Origin of the sequence: Streptomyces sp. UNOC14_S4 (genome assembly GCF_020740835.1) — a bacterium.
In the GTDB taxonomy this organism is placed as follows: domain Bacteria; phylum Actinomycetota; class Actinomycetes; order Streptomycetales; family Streptomycetaceae; genus Streptomyces.
The window spans coordinates 1-2,582 of sequence record NZ_JAINFC010000759.1 but is presented as its reverse complement, the minus strand read 5'-3'; the positions used below and the strand labels follow the sequence as shown (position 1 = coordinate 2,582).

Genomic DNA, 2,582 nt, shown 5'->3' with positions numbered 1-2,582 from the left:
TGGTCCCGTTTGTGCCCACCCGTTCCGCCGTGCGGAACGCCTGCCCACAAACGGGGGGGGGTGGGGCGCAAGGCGCGCCCCATCAGGGGCGCGGGGAACTGCGCGGCCAGCCCCCGCCGGACCCGCAGCCGCGCGCGGAGCTCAAGTCGCACCCTGGTGGGCGTAACCGGTCAAGCGGGCAACCGCCCGCTCGAAGCCCGACGTCAGGTCGTCGAAGACGGCCTGAACCGATCGGCATTCCGTCAGGGCTCCCACGATCTGCCCCACAGGCGTGCCGAGCAACGGCTCGACCTCGTACTTCTGGATGCGGGAGAGCGCCTCGGCCACGAGCAGGCCCTGCAAGGGCATCGGCAGGGTGCCCGGTCCCCCGGGGTCGTCCCACGCGTCGGTCCAGGCGGTGCGCAGCTGCCGCGCGGGTTTGCCGGTCAGGGAACGCGAGCGCACCGTGTCGCCGGACCCGGCGGCGAGGAGCTTGGCGAGCAGCGCGGGCGGGCCCAGTGCCGCCTCGCGCGTGGTGAGCCAGAGGGAGCCCAGCCATACGCCCTGGGCTCCGAGGGCGAGGCCCGCGGCGATCTGTTCGCCGCTGCCGATGCCGCCCGCGGCGAGTACGGGCAGTGGGGCGACGGCCCGGACGACCTCGGGGGTGAGCACCATGGTCGCGATCTCCCCGGTGTGGCCGCCCGCCTCGTACCCCTGGGCGACGACGATGTCGACGCCCGCGTCGCGGTGCCGGAGGGCGTGGCGGGCGCTGCCCGCGAGCGCGGCGACGAGGGTGCCGTGGGCGTGGGCGCGCCGGACGACGTCGGCGGGCGGCGCGCCGAGGGCGTTGGCGAGCAGGGCGAGGGGGTAGTCGAAGGCGACGTCGAGCTGGGCGCGGGCGACGTCCTCCATCCAGCCGGTGATCCGCCACCCGGCGCGGTCGCCCTCGGTGAGTTCGGGGACGCCGTGGCGGGCGAGGGTGTCGGTGACGAAGTGCCGGTGCCCGGCCGGGATCATGGCTTCGACGTCCGCCTCGGTGACGCCCTCGACCTTCTTCGCGGGCATGACGACGTCGAGCCCGTACGGCTTGCCGTCGGTGTGGGCGGCCAGCCAGTCGAGGTCGCGGCGCAGCGCCGTGGGGTCGGCGTACCGTACGGCGCCGAGCACGCCGAGGCCCCCGGCGCGGGAGACGGCCGCGGCCACCGCGGGGAATGGGGTGAAGCCGAAGACGGCGTGCTCGATTCCCAGGCGCTGGCTCAGCTCCGTCCGCATGGGCGGCAGGATGCCGCAGCGCGCCGGGCGAGGGAAGAGATTTACTGATGGAGCATCAGAAAATGTGCGGCCGGCGTCATGGCCGGCGTCATCTCTCCTGCGGCTGCCCGCGCGTGGCACGGTTCCGCCGGAGCGCCGCGACCTGGCGGTAGAGCTCGACGGCCTCGGTGGAGCGGCCGAGCTGCTCCAGGCAGTGGGCCTCGTCGTTGCGGCTGCCGAGGGCGTCGGGGTGGTCGGCGCCCAGCACGCGCTGGCGGGCCTGGGCCACTTCGCGGTAGCGGGCGAGCGCCTCGGTCCAGCGGCCGAGCCAGCCGAGGGCGACGGCGATCTCGCGCCTGCTGACGAGCGTCTCGGGGTGGTCGCCGCCGAGGGCGCGCTCGCGGATCGCGCACACGTCGCGGGCCTCGGCGAGCGCCTCCTCCCAGCGGCCGAGCCGCCCGAGGTTGACGCCCACGCAGTGCCGGGCCCGCAGGGTGTCGGGGTGCTCCTCCCCCTGGGCCTGGGTGCATTCGTCCACGAGGTCGCGGAACAGGCGCAGGGCCTCCGGGCTGCGCCCCAGGCGTCCCAGGCAGATCCCGGCCTCGTAGCGGGCGGCGAGGGTGTCGGGGTGGTCGGCGCCGAGCGTGCGCTGCCGGGCCGCGGCCACCTCGCGGTAGGTGCGCAGCGCCTCGGTCCAGCGGTTCAGCTGCCCGAGGGCGTAGCCGACCTCGTAGCGCGTGACCAGCGTGTCCGGATGGCCGGCGCCCAGCACCCGGGCGCGGGCCTCGGCGACCTCGCGTGCCATGCGGTACGACTCCTCCGGGCGCCCCAGACGCCCCAGGTTGAAGGCGAGGTTGTGGTGGCAGCGGAGGGTGTCGGGGTGGTCGGGGCCCATGGTGCGCGTCCGGGCGGCGAGCACCGCGGCGTAGACCTCGTGGGCCTCGAAGTACCTGCCGAGCTGCCCGAGCACGTACGCGGTCTCCTGGCGCGCGGCGAGCGTGTCGGGATGGTCGGGGCCCAGCACGCGTTCGCGGCCCGCGGCGGCGCGGGCGTACTCGCGCAGCGCCTCGGCGGGGCGGCCCTGCCTGCTGAGGGTGAACGCGGCCTCGTAGCGGCTGGCGAGGGTGTCCGGGTGCTCGGGGCCGAGGAGGCGTTCGCGCTCGGCGGCGACGCCGTGGTGTGCCGCGCCGGACTCCGTCCAGCGGCCCAGCCTGCCGAGGCGCAGGGCCTCCTGGTGGCGGGTCGCGAGCTCGGCGACGGCCTCGGGGGACGGTTCCGGCCGGGCGGCCGCGGCGGCGTCGGCGGCCGTGGAGTCGGCCGTGGCGGCGGGGCCGGTCCACATGCCGGTGAGC

2 protein-coding genes are annotated in these 2,582 nt (G+C 76.1%); both read right to left on the bottom strand.

Annotated features, from left to right (window positions below):
- Positions 1-141: 141 nt before the first annotated feature.
- Positions 142-1,251 carry a nitronate monooxygenase family protein gene (locus K6I34_RS35390; RefSeq protein ID WP_229332132.1) on the bottom strand — a complete coding sequence of 370 codons (1,110 nt, stop codon included), beginning with the start codon at positions 1,249-1,251 and terminating at the stop codon, positions 142-144.
- A gap of 88 nt (positions 1,252-1,339) precedes the next feature.
- A partial coding sequence (locus tag K6I34_RS35385; protein WP_229332131.1) for a tetratricopeptide repeat protein occupies positions 1,340-2,582 on the bottom strand: 1,243 nt, incomplete at its 5' end.

Bases quoted from the DNA above. Each gene is read 5' to 3' on its own strand.
- K6I34_RS35390 (WP_229332132.1), bottom strand. From the start codon at position 1,251: ATGCGGACGGAGCTGAGCCAGCGCCTGGGAATCGAGCACGCCGTCTTC.